Genomic DNA, 23,082 nt, shown 5'->3' with positions numbered 1-23,082 from the left:
GGCCCCTCCATGAGCAGCCTGGAGCCTGCGCGGCCGAAGGCTCAGTGCCGGGTCCGCGCCTGCAGCATGGCCGAGGGCGTCTGTCCGAAGAGCTTCTTGTAATCGCAGGAGAACTGGCTGAAATTGGCAAAGCCCCAGGCAGCCGCAATGTCGCCGATGCTGCCCACGGGCTGGCTGCCGTCGCCATGGCAGAGGGCGCGGCGCACACCGTTGAGGCGCAGCGAGCGCAGGTAGCTCATGGGGCTCATGCCCAGCACATCCTCGAAGCAATACTGCAGCGTGCGGCGGCTGACATGGACCGCCTCGCACAGCATGGGTACGGTGACCGGACTGTCTTGGTGGGCCAGGGCGAATTCGCGGGCGTCGTTGACGATGCGGCGGCGGCGCAGGAAGCTGGCACCGGCTTCGGCCTCGATCTCTCCCACGTCCAGCATGGCCAGCAGCGACACCAGCACGGCTTCCTGGCGCAACTGCAATGCGGCATGGTGGTGCGGGGCGCTGGCCTGAGCGGCCAGTGCCAGCAGGTCGTGGATGTGCTGGCGGCAATCGGCCAGGCCCTGGTGATCGACCTTGAGCAGTTCGGCCTGCCCCAGGCGCTGCCAGTCCGGCTGGCAGCCCAGGCGCGCGGCGCTGGCCTGCAAGGCATCGCGCTGGACCACGATGCCGTAGATCTGGTGCGCATCGGGCGTGACCAGTTCGAATTCGCAGGCGCCGGGTCGCGTCATCATCACATCCTCGCCGACCTGGCGGCCATTGATGCGCATGCCGCTGGTATGCGGCTCGATGCCGAACCAGTAGGCGTCGGGCCACACCTGGCAGGACTGGCGTACCGCGCGGCTGCTGGCTTCGCGGAAGATCTGCAGGCCGCTGCTGTGCCACTCCTGCAGCACCCCTTCGAAGGTCCCGCAGGTGATCTGGTCGTAGCGCTGCTCCCAATCGGTCAGGTTGTGCGCATGCTCATCCACATCGCGTGCGATGGCGGTGCGCAATGCCCGCTGGCTGTGCGTGGCAGGTGTGTCAGCTTGGGACAGTGCGAGAGGGGACATGGACAGGCTCCTTGATCGACTGGCGGCCGGCCGGCCGCGCAGTTTTGCCGAATTTCGATAACGCCGCCGAAATTGCCGTTGCTATATTTCGCAGGCCGGGCAGCGCTATGCGTGAAATCAAGCAAGCGCCATGCCCACCAGTCCTTTCACAGGGGCCGCCATGCAGCGGCTCCGACCTCGCGCCAAAGGGAGAAACCAATGAATGCAAGCTCTTCAGGGCAGGGCCATACGCTCAAGCCCGTCCTGTCCACCCTGCAGCTCTGGGCCATTGCGGTCGGGCTGGTGATCTCCGGCGAATACTTCGGCTGGAGCTACGGCTGGGCCAGCGCCGGTACGCTGGGCTTCACCGTCACGGCGCTGTTCATCGCGGCCATGTATGCCACCTTCATCTTCAGCTTTACTGAACTGACCACTTCCATTCCCCATGCGGGCGGGCCGTTTGCCTACAGCAAGCGCGCCTTCGGCCCCGTCGGCGGCTATCTGGCCGGGGCGGCCACGCTCATTGAATTCGTCTTTGCACCCCCGGCCATCGCGCTGGCCATCGGTGCTTACCTGAATGTGCAGTTCCCCGATATCGACCCCAAGCTGGCGGCGCTGGGGGCCTATCTCTTCTTCATGACGCTCAACATCGTCGGGGTGCAGATCGCGGCCACCTTTGAATTGTTCGTCACGCTGCTGGCGATCTTCGAGCTGCTAGTCTTCATGGGTGTGGTGGCGCCGGGCTTCTCGCTGACCAATTTCACCAAGGGCGGCTGGTCCGGCAGTGATGGCTTCAGCATGGCGGCGGTGCCGGGCATGTTCGCGGCGATCCCGTTTGCGATCTGGTTCTTCCTGGCCATCGAAGGCGTGGCCATGGCGGCTGAAGAGGCCAAGGATCCCAAGCGTTCCATTCCCATCGCCTACATCACCGGCATCCTCACGCTGGTGGTGCTGGCCATCGGCGTGATGCTCTTTGCCGGTGGCGCAGGCGACTGGACCAAGCTCTCCAACATCAACGACCCGCTGCCGCAGGCGATGAAACTGATCGTCGGCGACAACAGCAACTGGCTGCATATGCTGGTGTGGCTGGGACTGTTCGGGCTGGTGGCGTCCTTCCACGGCATTATCCTGGGCTACTCGCGCCAGATATTTGCGCTGGCCCGCGAAGGCTACCTGCCGGCGTATTTCGCCCGCGTCCATCCGCGTTTCAAGACCCCGCACCGAGCCATCCTGGCCGGCGGCGTGGTCGGGATCGCCGCCATCTACAGCGATGAACTCATCAAGATCGGCGGCCAGACGCTGACCGCCAACATCGTCACCATGTCGGTGTTTGGCGCGATCCTCATGTACATCCTGTCGATGCTCTCGCTGTTGCGTCTGCGCCGCACCGAGGCGGGCCTGGAGCGGCCTTTCCGCGCGCCGCTGTATCCGTACTTCCCGGCCTTCGCGCTCTTCGGTGCGCTGGTGTGCATGGCCACCATGATCTATTACAACCCGCTGATCTTCGGCATCTTCGTGGCCTTGCTGGCACTGGGCTATGCCTGGTTCCTGGCGACGGCACGCCAGCGTGCCGAAGGGGCGGCGGCAGTTGCGGAATTCTGAACGATATAAAACTTTTATACCGATAACTCCATACCGATAATTCGACTGGGCCATCATGAACAACAATCACAAACCGACGACCGACACCACCGCACCCGCCCTCAAGCGCCGTGGCTTCCTGGGCGGCCTGCTGGCTGCCGCAGCCGGTGGCGCACTGGCCACCATCGCCACGCCCGGCCAGGCGGCAGCCCGCGCTGAAGTCGCGCTGGACCGCGCCAAATGGGCTGCCCGCAATCACGACATGGTGGCGCGATGATCGCCGAGCATGGCAAGCTGGCACCGGGCTACCAGAGCGGCAAGCGGCCCTATGCTGTGTTCGACTGGGACAACACCAGCATCATGAATGACTGCGAAGAAGCGCTGCTGATGTACCAGATCAATACGCTGTCCTTCAAGCTGACACCGGCCGAGTTTGCCGCCATCACGCGCCAGAACGTGCCGCCCGGCCCCTTCAGCAAGGACTTCAAGAATGCCGCCGGCAACATCGTGGACCTGGAGGCCATCTGTGCCGACCTCGATGCCGATTACGCGTTTCTGTACGCCAACTACAAGGGCATGGCCGGCAGCAAGAGCCTGGAAGAAATCACGGCCACGCCGGAGTTCCAGGACTTCCGCGCCAAGCTCTACTACCTCTATGAAGCCGTCAACGACACCCATGGCGTGGCCGTCGGTTATCCGTGGGTGATCTATTTCTTCGCCAACATGAGCGTGGCCGAGGTGAGCGCGCTGGCCGAAGCCTCCAACGATGCGGCCCTGGGCGCGGCGCTGGCCAAGGTCAAGTACACCAGTCCGGCAGACCGCGCGGGCAAGGCGGGCGTGGTGAGCGTGTCGCACTTCCATGGCATCCGCCTGTGCACCGAAATCGCCACATTGATGGACGCCTTGCGCCGCAATGGCATCGATGTCTACGTCTGTACCGCCTCGCTGGAAGATGTGGTGGCCGTCTTCGCCACGCATCCCAAGTATGGCTATGGCGTGGGCCGCGAGCAGGTGATCGGCCTGCGCCTGGAGCGCAATGGCCAGGTCTTCCGCAACGCCTACCTGAAGGAGTGGCCATTGACCTGGGGCCCCGGCAAGACAGTGGCCATCAAGCAGGTACTGGTGGCGCAGAAGGGCTACGGACCGCTGTTCGTGGCAGGCGACAGCGATGGCGATTACGATATGCTGCGTGACTTCCCCGAGACCCGCTACGGCCTCATCGTCAATCGCATGAAGAACGGCAAGATCGGTGAGCTGTCCAAACTCGCGGCTGACCAGATCAGTGCCGCCAAGCCGCGCTTCCTGCTGCAGGGACGCCAGGAGTCGACCGGCAACTGGCTGCCGGCCGAAACCAGCATCAAATACGGCAAGACCGCACCGCAACTGCTGACCAGCTGATCGGGCAGCAGCGGGGCATGACGCACCGCTGCCCGAGCGCGCAGCGGTGACCAAGGAGGAGCATCATCATGGCCGAACACCGTTTCCGGCACAGTGTGGGTAGCGCCAGCTACGTGTTTCGCGATCTCAAGGAAGTGATGGCCAAGGCCAGCCCGGCGCGGTCCGGCGATCTGCTGGCCGGTGTGGCGGCGGGCAGCGCTGAGGAGCGCGCCATTGCCCAGATGGCGCTGGCGAACCTGCCGCTGAAGACTTTCCTCGAAGAGCCGCTGATCCCTTACGAAGAGGATGAAATCACCCGGCTGATCATCGACAGTCACGACCGCGCCGCCTTTGCCCCGATTGCGCACCTGACGGTCGGCGACTTCCGCAACTGGCTGCTGGCCGATGACACCGACAGCACGGTACTGGCCGCCGTGGCGCCCGGTGTGACGCCGGAGATGGCAGCGGCCGTCTCCAAGATCATGCGCAACCAGGACCTGATCCTGGTGGCCAAGAAGTGCCGCGTGGTCACCGCCTTTCGCAATACCATCGGCTTGCCCGGGCGCTTGTCCACCCGCCTGCAGCCCAATCACCCCACGGATGACGCCAGCGGCATCGCCGCCAGCATGCTCGATGGCCTGATGTATGGCAACGGCGATGCGGTCATCGGCATCAATCCCGCTACCGACAACGTGCCGCAGGTGGTCAAGCTGGTCGGCATGATGGCCGATGTGATCGCGCGTTACGAGATCCCGACGCAATCCTGCGTGCTCACTCACGTCACCAACACGATTGCCGCCATCGAGCGTGGTGCGCCGGTGGACCTGGTGTTCCAGTCGATCGCCGGGACCGAGGCGGCCAATCGCGGCTTCGGCATCGACCTGGCCATCCTGGGCGAGGCGCGTGAGGCTGCGCTGTCCCTGCAGCGCGGCACGGTCGGCGACAACGTGATGTATTTCGAAACCGGCCAGGGCAGTGCGCTGTCGGCCAATGCGCATCACGGCATCGACCAGCAGACCTGCGAGGCGCGCGCCTATGCGGTAGCCCGCGCCTTCAAGCCCCTGCTGGTCAATACGGTGGTGGGCTTCATCGGGCCGGAATACCTGTATGACGGCAAGCAGATCATCCGCGCCGGACTGGAAGACCATTTCTGCGCCAAGCTGCTGGGCCTGCCCATGGGCTGCGACGTGTGCTACACCAACCATGCCGAAGCGGACCAGAACGACATGGATGTGCTGCTGACCTTGCTGGGCGTGGCGGGCTGCACCTTCGTCATGGGCATTCCCGGTTCGGATGACATCATGTTGAATTACCAGACCACTTCCTTCCACGATGCGCTGTATGCGCGGCGGGTACTGGGTTCGCGGCCAGCCCCGGAGTTCGAGGCGTGGCTGCACAGGATGCAGATCTTCAATGCGGGCGGCCAGGATCAGGCATTCCGCCTGCATGCCGACATGCCCCCCGGTTTCCGCGAGACCTTGTTGCGCCTTCAATGACCATGGACGACAAAGAAGCCATTTCACCGCAAGGTGCAGAAAACGTCAGCCCCGGTGCAGAAAACGTCACGGCCAATCCGTGGGAGGCATTGCGCCGCTTCACTGCTGCGCGCATCGCCCTGGGACGCACTGGCGTGAGCCTGCCGACCGCGCCGCAACTGGCTTTCCAGCTGGCGCACGCGCAGGCGCGCGATGCCGTGCACCTGCCGCTGGATGTGGCTGCGCTCAAGGAACAATTGCAGCAGCACGGGCTCTGCACGGCCGAAGAGGTGATCGATGTGCAAAGCGCGGCAGCAGACCGGCTGGTCTACCTGCAGCGCCCGGACTTCGGGCGCAGGCTGTCGGAAACATCGCGCCGGCAACTGCTTGAGCGTTTCGGCACCGCGCCGCAACGGCGCTTCGATGTGGGCTTCGTGATCGCTGATGGATTGTCCGCGCTGGCCATCGTGCGCAATGCCGCGCCTTTCCTGGCGGAGGTGATGCAGCGTATTGCGCCGGAAGGATGGTCGATGGCACCGCCCGTGATCGTGCAGCAGGGACGGGTGGCGGTGGCCGATGAAATCGGCGAATTGCTGGGCGTGAAGCTGGTGGTGATCCTGATCGGCGAACGTCCGGGGCTGAGTTCACCGGACAGCATGGGTCTCTACCTGACCTGGATGCCCTCGCGCGGGCTGACCGACGCCAGCCGCAATTGCATCTCCAATGTGCGGCCGGAAGGGTTGGCTTATCCGGAAGCGGCCTACAAGCTGCATTACCTGATGGCGCAGGCGCACCAGCGTGCCCTGTCCGGCGTGGCCTTGAAGGATGAGACGGCCAGCGAGGGTGAGGAACTGGATGTGCGACGCAACTTTTTGCTTGGCGGGGATTGAGTCGACTTATCTGAAAGTCTGAAAGGGAAGCCTTATCGGGAAAAAGGAAAAGGCCGCGAACTTTCATTCGCGGCCTTTCCTTTTTTGCGCGGGGGAGGGCGATGCATCCACCCTCCCTCAAGCATCGACGCTTTACACCGATTCCAGCGCCTGGTTCAGCGTGGCGCTCGGACGCATCACGGCGAAGGTCTTCTCACGATCCGGCAGGTAGTAGCCGCCGATGTCGACTTGCTTGCCTTGCACCGAGTTCAGTTCTTCGACGATCTTCTGCTCGTTCTCGGACAGTGCCTTGGCCAGCGGGGCGAACTGCTTGGCCAGTTCGGCATCGTCCTTCTGGGCGGCCAGTTCCTGGGCCCAGTACAGGGCCAGGTAGAAGTGGCTGCCACGGTTGTCCAGCTCGCCGGTCTTGGTCGAAGGCGACTTGTTGTTGTCCAGCAGCTTGCCGGTGGCAGCGTCCAGGGTCTTGGCCAGGATCTTGGCGCGGGCGTTGCCGGTCTTGATGCCCACGTCTTCGATGGAGACGGCCAGGGCCAGGAATTCACCCAGCGAATCCCAGCGCAGGTGGTTTTCACCGACCAGCTGTTGCACGTGCTTGGGGGCCGAGCCGCCGGCACCGGTTTCGAACATGCCGCCACCGGCCATGAGCGGGACGATCGACAGCATCTTGGCCGAGGTGCCCAGTTCCATGATGGGGAACAGGTCGGTCAGGTAGTCGCGCAGGATGTTGCCGGTCACCGAGATGGTGTCCAGGCCGCGGATGACGCGTTCCAGGGTGTAACGCATGGCGCGCACTTGCGACATGATCTGGATGTCGGCACCGGTCAGGTCGTGATCCTTCAGGTAGGTGTTGACCTTCTTGATCAGTTCGGCTTCGTGCGGACGGTACGGGTCCAGCCAGAAGACGGCCGGCATGCCGGACAGACGGGCACGGGTCACGGCCAGCTTGACCCAGTCACGCACGGCGGCGTCCTTGACCTGGCACATGCGCCAGATGTCGCCTTCTTCCACGTTCTGCTCCAGCAGCACCTGGCCATCCAGGGTGACGATGCGCGCCACGCCGGCCTGGGCGATTTCGAAGGTCTTGTCGTGCGAACCGTATTCTTCGGCCTTCTGGGCCATCAGGCCGACGTTGGGCACGGTGCCCATGGTGGTCGGGTCGAAGGCGCCGTTGGTCTTGCAGAAGTTGATGATTTCCTGGTAGATGCGGGCGAAGGTCGATTCCGGCAGCAGGGCCTTGGTGTCTTCGGTCTTGCCGGCAGCGTTCCACATCTTGCCGCCAGCGCGGATCATGGCCGGCATGGAGGCATCAACGATCACGTCGTTGGGGGCGTGCAGGTTGGTGATGCCCTTGGCGGAATCCACCATGGCCAGGCGCGGGCGCTTGGCTTCATCGGCCTTCAGGTCGGCCAGGACTTCGGTCTTCTTGTCTTCGGGCAGGGTGTTGATCTTCTCGTAGACGCCGGACATGCCGTTGTTCGGGTTCACGCCGATTTCGGCGAACAGCTTGGCGTGCTTGGTGAAGGTGTCCTTGTAGTAGGTGCGCACGGCGTGGCCGAAGACGATCGGGTGCGAGACCTTCATCATGGTGGCCTTGACGTGCACCGACAGCAGCAGGTCGGTGTCGAAGGCGTCCTGCATCTGCTCTTCGTAGTAGGCACACAGTGCCTGCTTGCTCATGAACATGCTGTCGATGATTTCACCGGCTTGCAGCGAGATCTTCGGCTTCAGGACGATGGTTTCGCCGGACTTGGTGACCAGGTCCATCTTGACGTCCACGGCCTTGTCCAGGGTCAGGCTCTTTTCGCCGGCGTAGAAGTCGCCGCCGTGCATGTGCGCCACGTGGGTACGCGAGGCCATGGACCACTTGGCCATCGAGTGCGGGTGCTTGCGGGCGTAGTTCTTGACGGCGTTGGGCGCGCGGCGGTCGGAGTTGCCTTCGCGCAGCACCGGGTTCACGGCGCTGCCGGTGACCTTGGCGTAGCGCTTTTGCAGGGCCTTTTCTTCTTCGGTGCTCGGGTTTTCCGGATAGTCCGGCAGCTTGTAGCCGCGTGCTTGCAGTTCGCGGATGGCCGCTTGCAGCTGCAGGATCGAGGCGCTGATGTTGGGCAGCTTGATGATGTTGGCGTCGGGGCTCTGGGTCAGTGCGCCCAGTGCGGCCAGGTTGTCGGGGACTTTCTGTTCATCGGTGAGGTACTCCGGGAATTCAGCCAGGATACGCGCAGCCACCGAGATATCGCTTTCGACGACGTCGATGCCAGCCGCGGCGGTGAACTTCTTGACGATGGGCAAGAGCGAGTGGGTCGCCAGATAGGGTGCCTCGTCGGTCAGCGTATAGATGATGGTCGGTTTGCCAGTAGTCACGATGATGTCCTTGCGTTGGTGTGTTGATGTGCGTTGGTGCGATCCCCGCAGCGCCGGATGGACCGCCCTGGCTCTGTCGGCCTGGGCTGGCGCCACCTCCTTGTCGGCTGTGCTGCGTGGAAATTCGTCTCCCGGGGCGGCATGGCTGGCGTACTGCTGCCAGAAGGCCGCGGCAAAAAACAGCAGTAGTTTACTCCTAAGCGGGGCGAAATGCTTCAACTCTTATATAAGACTTGAAGAAATTTTTGCTTTTCCAAGGATTGCTGCCCCGTTCTCAATGCCTTGGCATGACTCTGCTATTGTCGTGGACACACTTTTTGTCGGTGTCCGGCAAAATGCCGTACAATTCATTTCATGGGAAAACGCATGACGCCAGCTGTCGCCACTGCTCGACTGGAAGCCCGGATCAGCCCGGAGCTTCAGCAATTGCTCAAACGTGCCGCCGAGATTGAAGGACGCACCTTGACCGACTTTGTCGTCGCTGCCGTCCAGGAAGCGGCGCAGAAGGCGGTCGAGCAGGCCGAAGTCATCCGTTTGTCCTTGCAGGACCAGCAGCGCTTTGCCGAGGCGCTTCTGGCTCCGCCACCACCTTCGGCGGCACTGCAGCGCGCCATGGCGCGTCATGACAAGTTGCTGCGCAGAGAAGAATGACGCGCCCGCCGTTGCTCGTGACGGCGCTCGATCCCGCCCTTCACGACCGTAGCCGCTTCGACTGCGGCACGCCTGCCTTGAACCGCTATTTGCGCGAACAGGTGACCCAGGACGTCCGGCGTCGCGTAGCTGCCTGCTTGGTCGCAGTGGACGACGATCAGCGGGTGGCCGGCTATTACACGCTGGCCAGCGCCAGCGTGCCGCTGGCGGGCCTGTCCGATGAGCTGCGGCGCAAGTTGCCTCGCTATGGCGCCATTCCCGCCATCCGTCTCGGACGTCTTGCGGTCGACCGGGAGTTCAAGGGCCGGGGTCTCGGTGGCGCTTTGCTGGTCAATGCATTGCGCCGGGCCGTCGCGGCGGAGATACCGGGCGCGGTTCTCGTGGTTGATGCCAAGGACCCGCAAGCGTCAGCCTTTTATCGCCATCATGGTTTCATCTCCCTCCAGGATGCACCGCTTACGCTGTTCTTGCCCCTCGCGTCGGTACGTTAAGCAAGCAGCATTTCTCCAGCAGCCCGTAAGAAAGGGGCGGCAAATCTGCGGCCTATTCCAATAAAGCGCTTCAACTCATCTATAAGAGTTGAAGAAATTTTTACTTTTGGCTTGGATGTGAGCCGCCGCGTTTGTTCCTTCCGTGGAATCTTTTAACCTATTTGGTTTAATCACCTGACAGGTTAGAATTCCGATGGAGAAGCACACCGCACATTGCAAGCTGCCCCTGCTCAGGTCGTTGATCGAGTCCGGTAGGGTGAGGGTGACCGCTACGGCCTTTCAGGGTGCGCGGGCTTGCGGCATCGACGATCTGGAAGGCATCTGTGCGGTGATTCTCGGGCTGTCCGTCCGTGATTTCCATAAAAGCATGACCACGCACGCCGACCATCGCATCTGGCAGGATGTTTACCACCCTCGGCTTGCCAGCGGCGTCAAGGTGTATCTCAAGCTGAGCGTGGTGGATGATGTGCTTGTCGTTTCCTTCAAGGAGCTATGAAATGAAATGTCCTTGCTGCGGTGCAGCTGAGCTGGTCCACGAAACGCGCAATCTGCCCTACACCTACAAAGGGCAGAGCACCCTCATTGAAGCAGTGACGGGAGATTTCTGTCCGGCCTGTGGCGAAGTCCTGCTCGATCGTGAACATGGCGACCGCTACAGTGCACAAATCGGCAAATTTCAGCGCACGGTCAACGCCACCTATGTCGACCCGGCCTATATCACGCGGGTCAGACGCAAGCTTGATCTGGACCAGCGTGAGGCCGCCGAGTTGTTCGGCGGCGGCGTCAATGCCTTTTCCCGCTACGAGAACGGGAAGGCCAAGCCGCCGCTTTCACTGGTGAAGCTCTTCAGGCTGCTGGATCGCCATCCCGGTCTGCTTGAAGAAATCAGGACTACCTGAGAATCTCGGGTTCGATCACGGACGCTGACCAAACAAAAAAGGGCCGCATTTCTGCGGCCCATCCCAATAGCTAGTACAAGAACCTGTCTCAGGCTGTCACTGCCTGCCGTGCCGCCTTGTTGCGATACAGGATCAGGGTGGCGATCAGACCGCACACGGCCGCCGTGCTCATCCAGAGCCCTGGAGCAGCCTTGTCGTGGGTGATTTCGATCAGGCCGGTCGCAATGGCCGGGGTGAAGCCGCCGAAGACGGCGGTAGCCAGGCTGTAGGCCAGCGAGAAGCCGGCGGTGCGCACGTCGGCCGGCATCACTTCGGTCAGGGCCACCACCATGGCGCCGTTGTAGCTGGCGTACAGGAAGGACAGCCACAGTTCGACGATCAGCATCTTGGCGAAGCTGGCGTCATGCACCAGCCAGTTCACGGCCGGATAGGCGGTCAGGATGGTCAGGACGGTGAAGGTCACCAGGATCGGGCGACGGCCGATGCGGTCCGACAGCGCGCCCATGATGGGCAGCCAGATGAAGTTGGACAGGCCCACGCACAAGGTCACGATCAGGCTGGCCTCGGTGGAGAGCTTCAGCACGTTCTTGCCGAAGGTCGGGGTGTAGACCGTGATCAGGTAGAACGACACGGTGGTCATCGACACCAGCATCATGCCGGCAATGACCAGCTTCCAGTTCTCGATCATCGACCGGAAGATCTGGCCCGTGCTCGGACGATGCTTGCGGCGCATGAACTCTTCGGTTTCCTGCAGCGAGCGGCGGATCACGAACAGCACCGGCACGATCATGCAGCCGATGAAGAAGGGCACGCGCCAGCCCCAGTCACCGACCTGGGCCGGTGTCAGGTTGGTCGAGAGTGCATAGCCGATGGCTGCGGCCACGATGATGGCCACCTGCTGGCTGGCCGACTGCCAGCTCACATAGAAACCCTTGTTGCCGGGCGTGGCCATTTCGGCCAGGTAGACCGACACGCCGCCCAGTTCCACACCGGCCGAGAAGCCTTGCAGCAGGCGGCCGATGAGCACCAGTAACGGGGCCAGCACGCCGATGGTGGCGTAGGAGGGGACGAAGGCGATGAGCATCGTGCCCAGTGCCATCAGCGCCAGGGTCACGATGAGGCCCTGGCGGCGGCCGACGCGGTCGACATAGGCGCCCAGGATGATGGCGCCCAGCGGACGCATCAGGAAGCCGGCGCCGAAGGTCATGAAGGTCAGCATCAGCGAGGCAAACTCGTTGTCGCTGGGGAAGAAGGCCTTCGAGATGTGGGTCGCGTAGAAACCGAACAGGAAGAAATCGAACATTTCCATGAAGTTGCCGCTGGTGACCCGCAGCACGGTGGAAAACTTCGATTGCGAAGAAGTGGATGTCGTCATGATATGTGCCTCGTTATCTGTTGGGCGGACCGTGTTGATTCCGGTCTTGCGCCTGTCTCGATCTGCCATGCGGCAGCTTGTGTCAGGATCTTTTTTGTGGGGACAGCTATTGCGCCGCCGATTCTATGCTCGAAAGTGTTCCATGAGACCCACTTGCGGCACTGCGCAAGCAAATATCGGTTTTTTCGATAGCTGGATGAAAGCTTCAGCGCCCATTCCCGTCGCAAAAAGCTGTTCGCATGACAAGCTGCGGTGTATCAAGGCGATCCGGAGTGAATTATGGTGCAATGCGGCATTGCGCATGACTTCACGCCGCACTGCTCATCCATGAAAGGTTCGTATGAAAACCGCCGTCTTCAGCGCCCGCCGCTACGACCAGACCCTGCTCACCCGCGCCAATGCCGCCTGCGGGGCAGCCCATGAACTGGTATTCCTGCAGGATCGCCTCGATATCGCCACCGCACAGTTGGCCGGTGGCTGCCAGGCCGTGGCCGCCTTCGTCAATGACGACCTGGGTGCCGCCGTGCTGGAACGCCTGGCCGCGCTCGGGGTGCGTTTCGTCACCACCCGTTCTACGGGCTTCAATCACATCGATACGCAAGCCGCACGGCGGCTGGGCATCACGGTGGCACGCGTGGCCGATTATTCACCTTACTCGGTGGCCGAGTTTGCCGCAGGCCTGCTGCTGGCGGTGAACCGCAAAATAGCGCGCGCCAGCATGCGCACGCGCGAAGGCAATTTCGAGCTGGAAGGATTGATGGGTTTCGACCTGCACGGCAAGACCGTGGGGGTGATCGGCACCGGCAAGATCGGCGCGCTGTTCGCCCGCATCATGGCCGGGTTCGGCTGCACGGTGCTGGGCAGCGACGTGCATCGCAATCCCGAATTCGAGGCGCTGGGCGGGCGCTACGTCAGCCGGGATGAACTCTTTGCCGCCAGCGACGTGATCTCGCTGCATTGCCCGCTGACCGACGCCACGCGCTACCTGGTCAATGCCCAGACCCTGGCCGGCATCAAGCCTGGCTGTATTCTGGTCAATACCAGCCGGGGCGGGCTGGTCGATACCGAGGCTGTGATTGCGGCCTTGAAGAGCGGCCACCTGCGCGGCCTGGCCATCGATGTCTATGAACAGGAGGCCAGCCTGTTCTTCCAGGACCTGTCCTCGACCATCATCACCGACGACGTGATCCAGCGCCTGGTGTCCTTTCCCAATGTGATCGTCACCGGTCACCAGGCCTTCTTCACCGAGGAGGCCATCGGCCAGATCATGCAGACCACCATCGCCAACCTGAATGATTTCGCCGCTGGCAACAGCCTGGGCGAGCGGCTGGTGGCCTGATCAGCGCGGATGCCGGCCGGCGTCGAACAGCGAGCCCAATTGCTCGCCGATGCGCGGGCGCAAATGTTCATGCACGCGCTGGATGATGTGTTCGGCATCGTCGGCGCCATAGGTCTGCGCCAGCTGGCGATGCATGTCGAAATGCAGGTAGAGCAGCCCGCGCAGGCTCTGGAAAGCGGTCGGATGAGCCTGGCCGCAGACCAGCTCGTTGTTGTCCATCACCTGGTTCAGTACGCCCGGATCAAACAGGCGTACCTGGCAGATCACGGCGCAGCGGACGATCTCCAGGTCCAGTGCTTCCAGTTCCTGGGTCAGTTCATCGGGAGTGTGGCGCTCGGCGCTCAGTTTTTCGCTCATGGCGGTCTTTCGGCGGAGGAGGGGGAGCGCTCAGCATAGCATTTGCTGCATTGCGGAAAACTTGTCGAAGATCAATTCAGGATGGATTGGTCAGAAATCGATCTGCAAATGTTATAAATGGTTTTCGCGGCGCGTTTTGAGGCCCGGCCAGGCGGACACAGGGCCCACCTGCCGGTCGTTCAACAGGTTCAGGCGGCTTCCACCATCGGATAGAAATCACGGTTCTCGCGCCCGATGCGGTCGAACAGCAATCTCAGGACGCGATTAGCGTCAGCACGGAAGGCTTCAGGCTGCTCGGCAATGGATTGCGCGTCATTCCAGCGCCGCGAGAACTGGCCGTACTGGGCTGAAATTTCCTTCATCTCTTCCTGATAAAGCCTGGCCTTGGCGGCCAGGGCGGGTGCGGCCTGCTGCATGGAAGGATAGAGATAGCGGTCCTCCACCGACAGGTGCAGCTTGATGACCGAGCTCATGGCGATGACTTCACGGGCAATCGCTGGCGCCTCTTCGGCGATGCCGTTGGCGCACAGCGTGCGCAGGGTGCTGACGTGGCCGATGATGTCGGCGTGTTCGCGGCGATATTTGTCCAGATTCATGATGCTTCCTGTTCCAGTGCAAAGAGGGGAGCCCAAAGCTCATTCCAGTGCGGCTGCGGGGCCGAAAAATTCATATCGGCTCTGTGCGGCCGGGATGCCGAGATCGGCGAGCGCACGCTTGATGGCTTTCATGAAGGGCTTGGGGCCGACGAAGTAGGCGTCCACATCGCGGGTCGCCGGCAGCCATTGCGCCAGCAGCGCCGGATTGATGAAACCGGTAGCGTGCGGGGCCGGGTCGGCAGCACGGGCCTGCTCATAGCAGAAGTGCGGATGCAGTTGCGGATGCCGGGCCGCCAGCTCTTCCACCTGGCCACGGAAGGCATGCACGCCACCATGGCGCGCTGCATGGATGAAGTGCACCGGACGGCCGGTCGGCAAAGCTGCGGCCAGCATGGTCATCATCGGGGTGATGCCCACGCCGCCGCTGATGAGCACCAGCGGCTTGTCGCTGCCTGTGAGGGTGAAGTCGCCCGAGGGCGGGAACAGTTCCACCACCGAACCCACGTGGATCTCATCGTGCAGATGGCGCGAGACCTTGCCCTGGGCTTCACGCTTGACGCTGATGCGGTATTGCAGCGGCTGGCCGTCCTGGCGCAGCGGGGCCGACAGCGAGTACTGGCGGCGCTGTTCCAGCCCGTCCACCACCATGCGCAGGCCGATGTACTGGCCCGGCTCGAAGTCCAGCAGCGCGCCACCGTCCTGGGGCATGAAATAGAAGGAAGTGATCTCTTCGCTTTCGGCCTCCTTGCGCGTGACCACGAAATTGCGCGCCCCGCGCCAGCCGCCCGGTGCGGCGGCCTTGGCGTCGTATTGCTGGCGTTCGGCGCCGATGAGGATCTCGGCCAGCTGGCCATAGGCAGCCGCCCAGGCATCGATGACGGCATCGGTGGCGATCTCGGCGCCCAGCACTTCACGGATGGCGCGCAGCAGGCAGTCGCCGACCATGGGGTAGTGCTCGGGCAGCACCTGCACGGCCACGTGCTTGTTGATGATCTGCGCGGCCAGCGGACCCATGGCTTCCAGGCGATCGATGTGGCGGGCGTACATCAGCACGCCATGGGCCAGCGCCCGCGGCTGGTCGCCGCTGGCCTGGTGCGCGCGGTTGAACAGGGGATGCACCTGCGGATAGTCGCGCATGAGCATCTTGTAGAAATGCGTGGTCAGCGCCTCGCCGCCCGATTCGAGCAGGGGGACGGTGGATTTGACGATGGCGAGTTGGGCATCGGTAAGCATGCTGGACCTTTCTGGAGAGTGGATGGGCCGGTGGATCCGGGTACCCTCCTTATTACAAAAGGCGTGCCACGCGTAGAAACCAATAAAATCAATGACTTGCTGATGATCCGTGTGCATATGACCTATGTCATAATGACTTTTATTTTCATTAGATGGAGTCAAAATGACTTCAAAAGCCCTGCTCGATGCCTTGCTGCCGCTGGTGGCCGACCTCTCGCGCCAGATCGATGACCGGGAGCGCTACCGGCGCCTGCTGCAGACCTTGCGCACGCTGTTTCCCTGCGACGCGGCCGCGCTGCTGCGCCTGGAAGGGGATCTGCTGGTGCCGCTGGCCATCGACGGCCTCTCCAGCGATACCCTAGGCCGGCGCTTTCGCATCGCCGACCATCCGCGCTTCGGGGTCCTGCTGGCCAATGCCGCACCGACCCGCTTTCCTGCCGATTCGAGCCTGCCGGATCCCTACGACGGGCTGGTCGACGGCTTGAATGACGTCCACTCCGGCGCGCTGGAGGTGCACGACTGCATGGGCTGCGCGCTGTCCGTCAATGGCCGTCCGTGGGGGCTGGTCACGCTCGATGCCTTGGGGGAGGGGCGCTTTGACGGGGTGGACATGGCCTCGCTGCAGGCCTTTGCTGCCCTGGCGGCGGCCACGGTCAACGTGGCCGAACGCATCGACGACCTGGCACAAGCCGGAGAACAGGCGCGCCAGCGTGCCGAGGCCTACCGGCTGGGCTTGGAGGAAAGCCAGGGCAAGCGCGAACTGATCGGGCAGAGCCAGGCCCAGCGGCAACTGATGGACGAGATCCGCATGGCCGCTCCCAGCGACATGACGGTCCTGGTCACCGGCGAAACCGGTACCGGCAAGGAACTGGTGGCCCATGCCCTGCATGCCGCCTCACCCCGCGCCCACAAGCCCATGATCAGCCTCAATTGCGCGGCCTTGCCCGATACCCTGGTCGAAAGTGAATTGTTCGGCCACGTGCGCGGCGCTTTCTCGGGCGCCGTCGCAGACCGGCGCGGCAAGTTCGAGATGGCCGATGGCGGCACGCTGTTCCTGGATGAAGTGGGCGAGTTGCCACTGGCGGTGCAGGCCAAGCTGCTGCGGGTGCTGCAGAGCGGACAGTTGCAGCGCGTCGGCTCGGACCGGGAGCACCGCGTGGACGTGCGCCTGATCGCCGCCACCAACCGCGACCTGGCCGAGGAGGTCAAGCGCGGCCATTTCCGGGCGGATTTCTATCATCGGCTCTCGGTCTTCCCGATCCGCGTGCCACCGCTGCGCGAGCGCGGGCGTGACGTATTGCTGCTGGCGGGCTATTTCCTGGAGCAGAACCGGGCACGGCTGGGCCTGTCCAGCCTGCGCCTCTCAGCCGATGCGCAGCGCGCGCTGCTGGACTATGACTGGCCCGGCAACATCCGCGAACTGGAACACCTGGTCGGCCGCAGCTCCTTGCGGGCGTTGGCCGCGCAGCCGGCGCGGCCGAGCATCCTGACGCTTGATGCCGCAGCGCTGGAGCTGGAGCATCCGCCCGCCGTGGCATCGGCGCCGGCGCGCGAGGCAGATACGCTCGCGCAGCCTGAACCAGGGCCGGCAGGCGAAGGGTTGCGCGAAGCCGTGGAACGTTTCGAACGCAAGCTGGTGGGGGAAGCGCTGGCGCGGAATGAGGGAAATCTCGCCGCTACTGCCCGTGAGCTGGGCCTGGACCGGGCCAATCTCAACCGGCTGGCCAGGCGCCTCGGGTTGAGGTAGCCACGGGACGGCGGTTTCCGGGCGGATGAAGGAAAAGAAGAGAAAACGGCCGGAATCGCTCAGGGCAGGCGCCCATCATGATTCCGGCCGTAACGGGCATGAAGTTTCAGGCCTCACGCCCCACCTGAGGAGACACTCAGGACGGTTGACGTTCCGCGTCCAACTCCGCCAGCTGGCCGCGAATGCGGATGGCAGTCAGGTTGCGGGCCGCAGCGGCGTCGTCATTGACATGTTGCAGGTCTTCAGGCGGTGCGCTGATGACCTTCACGGGGTTGCCTGCGGGAGCAGGGGCGATAAGGCCGGGGTTGAGTTGCGACATGATGATCTCCAAGCGATGAAAATCTCGTGCAGGCCCGCCGGTAATGCTGCCGGGCGGGCAGGGCAGCCATGCGTGATATGAACGTTTTGGCAAGCCAGATGATGCAATATTAGCCGGTTTGGGTGCGCTGCAACAGGTATCGGGCGGCTTAAATTTTTGTAGGAAGACGCGCAGTGTTGAAGCCTGGCAATCCTTGTGTGGCAGCAATGAGGAGCGCGGCAGGGGAGGAGTTTGCTGCGGAGCAAAAATAACGCGGACGCCTTTGCGGCTGTGCGATCAGCTCATCGCGTGCTGTCCTACGCAAGCTGCTGGCATTGGCCGATGCCAATCGCCGAAGCGAGGGTCTAGCCTATGCGTTCGCCTCATCCTCGGATGAGCCAACCTTACCGGAAGGAGTCTCCATGACCGAGCGCAAGCAAGATAATTCCAGCACCTACAAGATCATCGAAGTGGTCGGCAGTTCGCCCAACGGCACTGATGACGCCATCCGCAACGCCCTCGCCGACGTCGTCAAGACCGTCAAGAACGTGGACTGGTTCGAAGTTACGCAGTGCCGTGGCCATGTGGAAAATGGCAGCATCGGCCATTTTCAGGTCGGTCTGAAGATTGGCTTCCGCGTCGAGACCTGAAGCGTTCTCTCGCAAGCGGTTGCCACGGATGAGGCATGGCGGTGCGCAGTGAACTCCGCCATATGATGGCCAGGTCATGCCGTATCGGCTGACCACCTTGCGAAATTGAGAAATCATTTGGCAATTTCTGCAGCTCATCTGGCAGCGCAACGTAGCCAGCTCTACCGTGACCGATCAACGCAGGCCGGCAAATGGGTGCCGGCCTTTTGTTTTTTTCTTTCATTCTGCCGGGCTCCCGCCCGGGCATTTTCGCCGCGCTGCAACAGTAGGATTCATCCTACGCCATCTCAGGCCGCTGTCCGATAGTGAGCGGCTCAACTGGTCCGTATAACGTAATCATCGGCGCTCAAAAGACTGTCCAGTCCACATAAAAACAAGGACAAGTTTTCGCCTTGGCCAGCAGATCAAGCGGCGGCCAGGACGAAAACCCATGCGATGCGACGAGCCAAGAGTGCTTTCCATCTCAGGTGCTTTCACACATTAGGGGTCCATCTTGCAAGCTCGAGTTCTGTTAGTCAGCTCAGAGGCCGTACCGCTGGTCAAGACCGGTGGCCTGGCCGACGTGATTACGGCGCTGGCGGTATCGCTGCGCAAAGTCGGCATCGATGCCAGCATCCTCATGCCCGCCTATCCGGAGGCGGTGCGCAACCTCGGCGACACGGTACAGATCGGCTTGAAGCACGGTCTGCCCGGGGGCGCCGGCCGGCTCTTGCGCGGCACCATTCCCGGCACCGACGTGCCGGCGCTGCTGCTGGATACGGCGCGCTTCCGCCAGCGCGGTGCCAATCCCTACGTCGATACCGATGGCGTCGAGTTCAGCGACAACGCGCTGTGCTTCGCCGACCTGTCGCACGCGGCCGTAGCCATCTGCGCCGGCGAGACCAGCCTGCCGGTACCGCATGTGGTACACGCCAACGACTGGCATGCCGGGCTGATTCCCTGCCTGCTGAAGTTGCGCGGCCTGGATCATGTCGGCACCATGCTGACCATTCACAATCTGGCCTTCCAGGGCAATTTTGCGCTGGAGTCGGCCGAGCAGATCGGCATTCCACAGCATCTGCTGACCGGTGACGGCGTCGAGTATTGGGGCAAGCTGTCCTTCCTCAAGGCGGGTATCCGCTTCTCCGACTGCGTTTCCACCGTCAGCAAAAATTATGCGCATGAGATCATGACCCCGCGCTTCGGCTGCGGCATGGACGGTATTCTGTCCTTCCGCAAGCTGGACCTGCGCGCCATCCCCAATGCCATCGATGCCGAACTCTGGAATCCTGCGGATGATCCGCTGATCGCCCGCAACTTCAGCGTCGGCAACATGAAGGGCAAGGCCGCCTGCAAGCGTGACCTGCAGAAGCTCTTCGGCTTGCCGGTCGATCCCTTTGCGCCCGTCATGGGCCTGGGTTCGCGCATCTCGCACCAGAAGATGGCCGACGTCGTCATCGAAGCGCTGCCCGGCATCATGGCACGCCATCCGCGCCTGCAGGTGGTGATCCTGGGATGCGGCGACCACGATTACGAAGCAGCCTTCCTCGAGCTGGCCGAGCGCTATCGCGGCCGCATCGCCGTGCATATCGGCTACGACGAGCGTCGTGCGCATGCCCTGCATGCCGGCAGCGACATGCTGCTGCACCCGACCCGTTTCGAACCCTTCGGCCTCACGCCGCTGTACGCGATGCGCTACGGCGCCGTCCCCATCGGCTCGCGCGTGGGTGGCCTGGTCGATACCGTGTGCGATGCCGATCTCGATCCGCAGCACGCCACCGGTGTGCTCTTCGAGGGCGAGACTGCCGCCGACATGCAGCATGCAGTGGCGCGCGCCTTCGCGCTCTACAGCGACACCGAGCGCTGGCAGAGCGTGCAGCGCAACGCCATGAGCATCGACTGCGACTGGGCCGGCCCGACCCGCGCCTACATCGAGGCCTATGCCCACGTGGCCGACATGGCAGTGCGTCCGCTGTTCGCGCCACGTCCGCCGGCCGTCGAACGGCCCGCCGCTCAGGCCCATGCACAGCATGAGCGCGCGGTCAGTCCGGCTGCCGCCATTGCTGCGGCACTCGCGGGGGTAGTGGGCGTACCGGTGTCAGTGGCCGCCGCCTGAGCGACACCTGCGCGGGCCTGCTGAGCGCCTGGCCTGCGCGCTATTCCGATCTGATCCTCACCCGGTCCATGTGGACCGGGCAGTGGAGGTGTTTGCCGGCGCGCCGCTGCAACGCGCCGGTTTTTGCACCGGTTTTTGATTTCACTGTTCACTGTTTTGCGCTCTGTTTTGCGCCATTTCGATCAACCCGATAACAACAACAGGAGTGTGCATGTCCGGCATGTCTGTCACGGCGTACAGGGCTTCCACGAAGTCCATGGAAGAGGCTTCCGACGCCAGCTCGGCGCCCCCCGGTTCCGCTTCGGCGCAACCGTCTTCCCCCTCTCATCCCACTGATTTCCCGGAACAAACTGCCTTGTCCCTTTCCTTTGAAGAGCAGGGCCTGCTCGAAGCCTTGCTGGCCGGCCGCCTGACGCAGCCCTTCGGCTTGCTCGGCCCGCGCTATGCCAGCCAGTCCAGCGGCGTGTCCTCCATCCGCGCTTTCCATCCTGGTGCGGCGGCGGTGCGAGTGCGCTGCCGCCACAGTGGCGCGTTGCTGGGCGAATTGCAGCAGTTCGAGTTGCATGGCCAGCCCAGCGGCTTCTTCAGTGGCGTGGCCACTGGTCTCGATCAGCGCCGCCATCAAGTGCCCTATGTGCTTGAAGTGGACTGGGCGATCCCGGACGGCAGCCGCAGCGTACAAAGCACGGAAGACCCCTATGCCTTTGGCCTCCTGCTCGGGGAACTCGACCTGCACCTGCTGCGCGAAGGCCGCCACCGCCAGCTCGCCGATTGCCTGGGCGCACGTCCGATGGAGATGGACGGCGTCCCCGGCACGCGCTTCGCGGTATGGGCGCCGAATGCCGAGCGCGTTTCCGTGGTGGGCGACTTCAACCAGTGGGACGGCCGTCGTCACGTCATGCGCCTGCGCCACGAGTCCGGCGTGTGGGAGCTGTTCATTCCGCGTATCGGTCCCGGCGATGTTTACAAATACGAGATCCAGGGTCGCGATGGCGTGCTGCTGCCGCTCAAGGCCGACCCTGTCGCGCGCGCGACCGAACCCCCGCCGGCCACCGCTTCGGTGGTCGCCGATGCCCGTCCTTACCTGTGGCAAGACCAGCAGTGGATGGCCGAGCGTGCGCAGCGCCAGTCGCTGTCGGCGCCGATGTCCATCTATGAACTGCATCCTGCCTCCTGGCGCCGCGTGCCCGAGCAGGCACACCGCAACCTGAGCTGGGATGAGCTGGCCGATCAACTGATCCCTTACGTGGTCGGCATGGGCTTCACCCATATCGAACTGATGCCGGTGATGGAACACCCCTTTGGCGGTTCCTGGGGCTACCAGCCCATCAGCATGTTTGCGCCCAGTGCCCGCTTCGGCAAACCGGAGCGTTTTGCCGCCTTCGTCGACCGCTGCCACCAGGCCGGTATCGGTGTCCTGCTGGATTGGGTGCCGGCGCATTTCCCCAGCGACCAGCATGGCCTGGCGCAATTCGACGGCACCGCCCTTTACGAACACGCCGATCCTCGCGAAGGCTTCCATCAGGACTGGAATACGCTGATCTTCAACCTCGGCCGCAATGAAGTGCGCGGTTTCCTCATCGCCAGTGCCCTGGAATGGATCGAGCATTTCCATATCGATGGCCTGCGGGTCGATGCGGTGGCCTCGATGCTTTACCGCGACTACAGCCGCAAGTCGGGCGAGTGGGTGCCCAACATCCACGGTGGGCGCGAAAACCTGGAGGCCGTGGCCTTCCTGCGCGAACTCAATACCGTCGTGGCCCAGCGCTGCCCGGGCGTACTGATGATCGCCGAGGAATCCACCTCCTGGCCGGGCGTGACCTCGGAAGTCAAGCATGAAGCCGACCACCACGGGCTCGGTTTCAGCTACAAGTGGAACATGGGCTGGATGAACGACACCCTGCGCTACATGCAGCATGACCCGCTGTTCCGTCGTTATCACCATCACGACATGACATTCGGTTTGCTATATGGATTCTCGGAAAACTTCATCTTGCCGATATCGCACGATGAGGTGGTCCACGGCAAGCGCGCGCTGTTGAACAAGATGCCCGGCGACGAATGGCGCCGCTTCGCCAACGTCCGCGCGTACTACGGTTTCATGTGGACGCACCCCGGCAAGAAGCTGCTGTTCATGGGCAGCGAGTTCGGCCAGCCTGACGAATTCGATCACGACAAGTCGCCGTACTGGCACCTGCTCGACGAACACGGCGGCCATCCCGCCGGTCACCGGCAATTACGCCAGCTGGTCAGCGACCTGAACCACCTGTATCGCAGCGAACCGGCCTTGCACCAGCGCGACTGCCGCGCCGACGGCTTCTCCTGGGCCGTGGGCGACGACAGCGTCAACAGCGTGCTGGCGTATTTCCGCTATGCCGATGAAGGTCCGCCGGTGCTCATCGTGGTCAACCTGACCCCGGTACCGCGCACCAACTACCGTATTGGCGTGCCGTCGATCGCGCCCGGCCATCATGGTGTCTGGCGCGAAGTCCTCAATACCGATGCCGCCATTTATGGCGGCAGCAACAGCGGCAACATGGGCCAGGTGCAAGTGCAGGAATTCGGCTGGCATGGCCATCCGGCTTCCATCGAACTGAACCTGCCCCCGCTATCCACCCTGATCCTGCGTAGAGAGTCCTGAT

Annotated in this window: 19 protein-coding genes and 1 pseudogene; 13 read left to right on the top strand and 7 right to left on the bottom strand. The window is 63.0% G+C overall.

Going from position 1 to position 23,082, the window contains the following annotated elements:
• Window positions 1-41: 41 nt before the first annotated feature.
• Window positions 42-1,046, bottom strand: a complete 1,005-nt coding sequence (locus ACLRDN_RS13720; protein WP_413456729.1) for a helix-turn-helix domain-containing protein — start codon at window positions 1,044-1,046, stop codon at window positions 42-44.
• Between the two features lie 198 nt (window positions 1,047-1,244).
• Between ACLRDN_RS13720 and eat the strand changes: the two genes are divergently transcribed.
• The 4 genes and pseudogenes from eat to eutC all read left to right on the top strand — a co-directional run bounded on the left by eat (window position 1,245) and on the right by eutC (window position 6,348).
• Complete coding sequence (gene eat / locus ACLRDN_RS13715) at window positions 1,245-2,627, top strand: ethanolamine permease (protein WP_413456728.1); 1,383 nt, start codon at window positions 1,245-1,247, stop codon at window positions 2,625-2,627.
• Between the two features lie 55 nt (window positions 2,628-2,682).
• A pseudogene (locus tag ACLRDN_RS13710) lies at window positions 2,683-4,004 on the top strand (HAD family hydrolase).
• Between the two features lie 68 nt (window positions 4,005-4,072).
• Window positions 4,073-5,479, top strand: a complete 1,407-nt coding sequence (locus tag ACLRDN_RS13705) for an ethanolamine ammonia-lyase subunit EutB (RefSeq protein WP_413456727.1) — start codon at window positions 4,073-4,075, stop codon at window positions 5,477-5,479.
• Complete coding sequence (eutC, locus tag ACLRDN_RS13700; protein ID WP_413456726.1) at window positions 5,476-6,348, top strand: ethanolamine ammonia-lyase subunit EutC; 873 nt, start codon at window positions 5,476-5,478, stop codon at window positions 6,346-6,348. The genes ACLRDN_RS13705 and eutC overlap by 4 nt, the downstream gene beginning before the upstream one ends.
• A gap of 132 nt (window positions 6,349-6,480) precedes the next feature.
• Here the strand turns inward: eutC and ACLRDN_RS13695 are convergent, their stop codons facing one another.
• Window positions 6,481-8,709, bottom strand: a complete 2,229-nt coding sequence (locus ACLRDN_RS13695; protein WP_413456725.1) for an NADP-dependent isocitrate dehydrogenase — start codon at window positions 8,707-8,709, stop codon at window positions 6,481-6,483.
• Between the two features lie 366 nt (window positions 8,710-9,075).
• On the opposite strand from ACLRDN_RS13695, the gene ACLRDN_RS13690 reads away from it, so the two are divergent.
• From ACLRDN_RS13690 to ACLRDN_RS13675, 4 genes are all read left to right on the top strand, one after another.
• Window positions 9,076-9,360 (top strand): DUF1778 domain-containing protein, encoded by a 285-nt coding sequence (locus tag ACLRDN_RS13690; protein ID WP_413456724.1) that lies wholly within the window; start codon window positions 9,076-9,078, stop codon window positions 9,358-9,360.
• On the top strand, window positions 9,357-9,851 hold the full coding sequence (locus ACLRDN_RS13685) for a GNAT family N-acetyltransferase (protein ID WP_413456723.1): 495 nt from the start codon (window positions 9,357-9,359) through the stop codon (window positions 9,849-9,851). Before ACLRDN_RS13690 ends, ACLRDN_RS13685 begins: the two co-directional genes overlap by 4 nt.
• A 193-nt stretch (window positions 9,852-10,044) precedes the next feature.
• Entirely contained in the window at window positions 10,045-10,347 is a 303-nt protein-coding gene (locus ACLRDN_RS13680; RefSeq protein WP_413456722.1) for a type II toxin-antitoxin system MqsR family toxin, read from the top strand.
• A gap of 1 nt (window position 10,348) precedes the next feature.
• Window positions 10,349-10,750, top strand: coding sequence for a type II toxin-antitoxin system MqsA family antitoxin (locus tag ACLRDN_RS13675; protein WP_413456721.1), 402 nt, complete (start codon window positions 10,349-10,351; stop codon window positions 10,748-10,750).
• 88 nt (window positions 10,751-10,838) lie between these two features.
• Here the strand turns inward: ACLRDN_RS13675 and ACLRDN_RS13670 are convergent, their stop codons facing one another.
• Entirely contained in the window at window positions 10,839-12,125 is a 1,287-nt protein-coding gene (locus tag ACLRDN_RS13670) for an MFS transporter (RefSeq protein WP_413456720.1), read from the bottom strand.
• Between the two features lie 340 nt (window positions 12,126-12,465).
• Between ACLRDN_RS13670 and ACLRDN_RS13665 the strand changes: the two genes are divergently transcribed.
• Window positions 12,466-13,464, top strand: coding sequence for a 2-hydroxyacid dehydrogenase (locus tag ACLRDN_RS13665; RefSeq protein ID WP_413456719.1), 999 nt, complete (start codon window positions 12,466-12,468; stop codon window positions 13,462-13,464).
• On the opposite strand, the gene ACLRDN_RS13660 is transcribed toward ACLRDN_RS13665, so the two are convergent.
• From ACLRDN_RS13660 to hmpA, 3 genes are all read right to left on the bottom strand, one after another.
• On the bottom strand, window positions 13,465-13,821 hold the full coding sequence (locus ACLRDN_RS13660) for a hypothetical protein (protein WP_413456718.1): 357 nt from the start codon (window positions 13,819-13,821) through the stop codon (window positions 13,465-13,467). It abuts the gene before it with no gap.
• A 188-nt stretch (window positions 13,822-14,009) separates the two neighbouring features.
• Complete coding sequence (locus ACLRDN_RS13655; protein WP_413456717.1) at window positions 14,010-14,417, bottom strand: hemerythrin domain-containing protein; 408 nt, start codon at window positions 14,415-14,417, stop codon at window positions 14,010-14,012.
• A gap of 39 nt (window positions 14,418-14,456) precedes the next feature.
• Window positions 14,457-15,650: an NO-inducible flavohemoprotein gene (hmpA, locus tag ACLRDN_RS13650; RefSeq protein ID WP_413456716.1), complete on the bottom strand. Its 1,194-nt coding sequence runs from the start codon at window positions 15,648-15,650 to the stop codon at window positions 14,457-14,459.
• A gap of 163 nt (window positions 15,651-15,813) precedes the next feature.
• Here hmpA and norR point away from each other — a divergent pair, with 163 nt between their 5' ends.
• The gene (norR, locus tag ACLRDN_RS13645; protein WP_413456715.1) at window positions 15,814-17,397 is read left to right on the top strand and encodes a nitric oxide reductase transcriptional regulator NorR; all 1,584 of its coding nucleotides are present in this window, start codon (window positions 15,814-15,816) and stop codon (window positions 17,395-17,397) included.
• Between the two features lie 136 nt (window positions 17,398-17,533).
• On the opposite strand, the gene ACLRDN_RS13640 is transcribed toward norR, so the two are convergent.
• A complete protein-coding gene (locus ACLRDN_RS13640; RefSeq protein ID WP_413456714.1) occupies window positions 17,534-17,716 on the bottom strand; it encodes a hypothetical protein in 183 nt (60 codons plus the stop codon).
• A 401-nt stretch (window positions 17,717-18,117) separates the two neighbouring features.
• Here ACLRDN_RS13640 and ACLRDN_RS13635 point away from each other — a divergent pair, with 401 nt between their 5' ends.
• The 3 genes from ACLRDN_RS13635 (at window position 18,118) to glgB (ending at window position 23,081) form a co-directional block, all read left to right on the top strand.
• Window positions 18,118-18,345, top strand: a complete 228-nt coding sequence (locus ACLRDN_RS13635) for a dodecin (RefSeq protein ID WP_413456713.1) — start codon at window positions 18,118-18,120, stop codon at window positions 18,343-18,345.
• A 493-nt stretch (window positions 18,346-18,838) separates the two neighbouring features.
• Entirely contained in the window at window positions 18,839-20,440 is a 1,602-nt protein-coding gene (gene glgA / locus ACLRDN_RS13630; RefSeq protein ID WP_413456712.1) for a glycogen synthase GlgA, read from the top strand.
• Window positions 20,441-20,651: 211 nt separating this feature from the next.
• The gene (gene glgB / locus ACLRDN_RS13625; RefSeq protein ID WP_413456711.1) at window positions 20,652-23,081 is read left to right on the top strand and encodes a 1,4-alpha-glucan branching protein GlgB; all 2,430 of its coding nucleotides are present in this window, start codon (window positions 20,652-20,654) and stop codon (window positions 23,079-23,081) included.
• Window position 23,082: the final 1 nt, after the last annotated feature.

Origin of the sequence: Herbaspirillum huttiense, from assembly GCF_047300815.1 — a bacterium.
GTDB classification, from domain to species: Bacteria; Pseudomonadota; Gammaproteobacteria; order Burkholderiales; family Burkholderiaceae_D; genus Herbaspirillum; species Herbaspirillum huttiense_A.
This window is presented reverse-complemented; position numbering and strand designations above follow the sequence as displayed.

Excerpts from the sequence above, each read along its gene's own strand:
- ACLRDN_RS13690 (WP_413456724.1), top strand. The coding sequence starts at position 9,076 with ATGACGCCAGCTGTCGCCACTGCTCGACTGGAAGCCCGGATCAGCCCG.
- eutC (WP_413456726.1), top strand. The coding sequence starts at position 5,476 with ATGACCATGGACGACAAAGAAGCCATTTCACCGCAAGGTGCAGAAAAC.
- ACLRDN_RS13720 (WP_413456729.1), bottom strand. The coding sequence starts at position 1,046 with ATGTCCCCTCTCGCACTGTCCCAAGCTGACACACCTGCCACGCACAGC.
- norR (WP_413456715.1), top strand. The coding sequence starts at position 15,814 with ATGACTTCAAAAGCCCTGCTCGATGCCTTGCTGCCGCTGGTGGCCGAC.
- ACLRDN_RS13670 (WP_413456720.1), bottom strand. The coding sequence starts at position 12,125 with ATGACGACATCCACTTCTTCGCAATCGAAGTTTTCCACCGTGCTGCGG.
- ACLRDN_RS13640 (WP_413456714.1), bottom strand. The coding sequence starts at position 17,716 with ATGTCGCAACTCAACCCCGGCCTTATCGCCCCTGCTCCCGCAGGCAAC.
- ACLRDN_RS13665 (WP_413456719.1), top strand. The coding sequence starts at position 12,466 with ATGAAAACCGCCGTCTTCAGCGCCCGCCGCTACGACCAGACCCTGCTC.
- ACLRDN_RS13705 (WP_413456727.1), top strand. The coding sequence starts at position 4,073 with ATGGCCGAACACCGTTTCCGGCACAGTGTGGGTAGCGCCAGCTACGTG.
- eat (WP_413456728.1), top strand. The coding sequence starts at position 1,245 with ATGAATGCAAGCTCTTCAGGGCAGGGCCATACGCTCAAGCCCGTCCTG.
- ACLRDN_RS13655 (WP_413456717.1), bottom strand. The coding sequence starts at position 14,417 with ATGAATCTGGACAAATATCGCCGCGAACACGCCGACATCATCGGCCAC.
- ACLRDN_RS13675 (WP_413456721.1), top strand. The coding sequence starts at position 10,349 with ATGAAATGTCCTTGCTGCGGTGCAGCTGAGCTGGTCCACGAAACGCGC.
- ACLRDN_RS13680 (WP_413456722.1), top strand. The coding sequence starts at position 10,045 with ATGGAGAAGCACACCGCACATTGCAAGCTGCCCCTGCTCAGGTCGTTG.
- hmpA (WP_413456716.1), bottom strand. The coding sequence starts at position 15,650 with ATGCTTACCGATGCCCAACTCGCCATCGTCAAATCCACCGTCCCCCTG.
- ACLRDN_RS13685 (WP_413456723.1), top strand. The coding sequence starts at position 9,357 with ATGACGCGCCCGCCGTTGCTCGTGACGGCGCTCGATCCCGCCCTTCAC.
- ACLRDN_RS13660 (WP_413456718.1), bottom strand. The coding sequence starts at position 13,821 with ATGAGCGAAAAACTGAGCGCCGAGCGCCACACTCCCGATGAACTGACC.
- ACLRDN_RS13635 (WP_413456713.1), top strand. The coding sequence starts at position 18,118 with ATGACCGAGCGCAAGCAAGATAATTCCAGCACCTACAAGATCATCGAA.
- glgB (WP_413456711.1), top strand. The coding sequence starts at position 20,652 with ATGTCCGGCATGTCTGTCACGGCGTACAGGGCTTCCACGAAGTCCATG.